Annotated in this window: 3 protein-coding genes; all 3 read right to left on the minus strand. The window is 49.3% G+C overall.

Going from position 1 to position 1745, the window contains the following annotated elements:
• Positions 1–122: SDR family oxidoreductase (locus Q0144_RS08040; protein WP_366111430.1), on the minus strand; the 122-nt coding region annotated here is incomplete at its 3' end.
• Positions 123–439: 317 nt separating this feature from the next.
• Positions 440–1132, minus strand: a complete 693-nt coding sequence (locus Q0144_RS08045) for a triose-phosphate isomerase (RefSeq protein ID WP_298063151.1) — start codon at positions 1130–1132, stop codon at positions 440–442.
• The coding region (gene pgk / locus Q0144_RS08050) for a phosphoglycerate kinase (protein ID WP_298063154.1) at positions 1129–1745 on the minus strand (617 nt) is incomplete at its 5' end. The genes Q0144_RS08045 and pgk, both read right to left, overlap by 4 nt.

The following is a 1745-nucleotide window of genomic DNA, read 5'->3' on the forward strand; positions in this document are numbered from 1 at the left end:
TCGTTTAGGTAGGTAAACGCCATCTGCGCACCCTGGGCGTGACAAGCTTCGGCGATGCCGTAAGCGATAGATTTGGCGTTAGCGACGCCGACGATGAGGCCCTTTTTGCCTTTTAAAATCATTATTTCTCCTTTCTATTTTTGCTTGGCTTTTAAGCGCCTTTGAATGAGTTTTGATTTTGCTCCCTGCGATAGGCTACATGCCTAGTCTTGGTCGCAAAATCTGCAACAACATTCAAATCCATCTTAAAATCCTTCGCAATTTGACTTAAAATTCTATCAAATTAAAATTTGCAAAATTTCGCAAAACGCCAAATTTTAAATGCAATTTGATAGCGGCAATATCGCGAGATGGATTTTAATGTTGTGCAGAGATTTTAAATCAAGACTAGGCGCATAGCCTGTCGCGGACTTAAAATTTCAAACTCATTAAAAGACGCTCACGAGACGACGCGTATAAGCTCCAAAAACTTCGAGGCGTCCCAGCTCGCCGTCCCCACTAGCACCCCGTCGCAACCTCTTATCGCGCAAATTTTTGCGATATTTTCCGCATTTACGCTGCCTCCGTAAAGTAGCGGCGCAGAGCTTTTAGCGCGCAAGAAATTTAGCATTCTTTCGATCTGCTCGCACTGCGCGCTTCTGCCCGTGCCGATCGCCCAGACGGGCTCGTAGGCTAGTACTAAGCTCGAATATTTCAGATCGATACCCTCAAGCTGTGTCGCTACAAACTCCTCGCTGCGGTTTTGCGCAAATGCCGCCTCATCCTCGCCGACGCAAAAAACGATGCGCCAGCCCTGCGCTGCGGCAAAACTGAATTTCTCTCTTATCAGCTCCGCGCTCTCGCCCAAAATAGCGCGCCGCTCACTATGTCCGATAAGAACGGTTTTGACGTCAAATTCCGCCAGCATATCGCCGCCGATCTCGCCCGTAAAGCTGCCGTGCGCGGCAGGATAGAAATTTTGCGCGCCTTGAGTAAAATTTTTCGCCTTCGCGCAAAATGCGCTGGCGGGAGGAAAAACTAAAATTTCATTCTCGCGCGAAATTCCGCCCGCTAAGCCTTCATCTAAAGCTTTAGCGTACCGCTCAAAACTAGCGCGAGTATGGTTGCATTTAAGATTCGCTGCCAGTATCATCGCAGCTCCGTTTTAGCAGTAAGCACTCGCACGCCCGGCAGCTCCTTGCCTTCGATGAGTTCTAAGCTCGCGCCGCCTCCGGTAGAAATAAAAGTCATATCATCAGCGTTACCAGCGCGTTCGACAACATCTGCGGTATCGCCGCCGCCCACTACGGTAGTGGCGTCGCTATCTGCGATCGCGTGCGATATATGCAGGCTGCCGCGAGCGAATTTATCGATCTCAAAAACTCCCATCGGTCCGTTCCACCAGATCGTTTGCGCATCGTCTAGGGCTTCTTTAAAAAGCGCTACGGTCGCAGGCCCGATATCTAGCCCCATCCAATCGCTTGGAATTTCTTGGACGGTAACTTTTTTTGTAACGGCATCTTGCGAGCATTGCGGAGCTGCGACGGCATCGACAGGGATATAAATTTTAACCCCAAGCTCTTTGCCGCGGCGCAAGATATTTAGTGCGTCAGATATAAGATCCTCCTCTAAAAGCGAATTACCAATGTCATATCCGACGGCTTTTAAAAACGTAAATGCCATGCCGCCTCCGATGATGAGCTTATCGACTTTAGGAAGTAAATTTTTAAGCGCCTGAAGCTTGCCGCTTACTTTGCTGCCGCCCG

The sequence above is a fragment of the uncultured Campylobacter sp. genome, assembly GCF_938045345.1.
Taxonomy (GTDB): domain Bacteria; phylum Campylobacterota; class Campylobacteria; order Campylobacterales; family Campylobacteraceae; genus Campylobacter_B.

Excerpts from the sequence above, each read along its gene's own strand:
- Q0144_RS08045 (WP_298063151.1), bottom strand. The coding sequence starts at position 1,132 with ATGATACTGGCAGCGAATCTTAAATGCAACCATACTCGCGCTAGTTTT.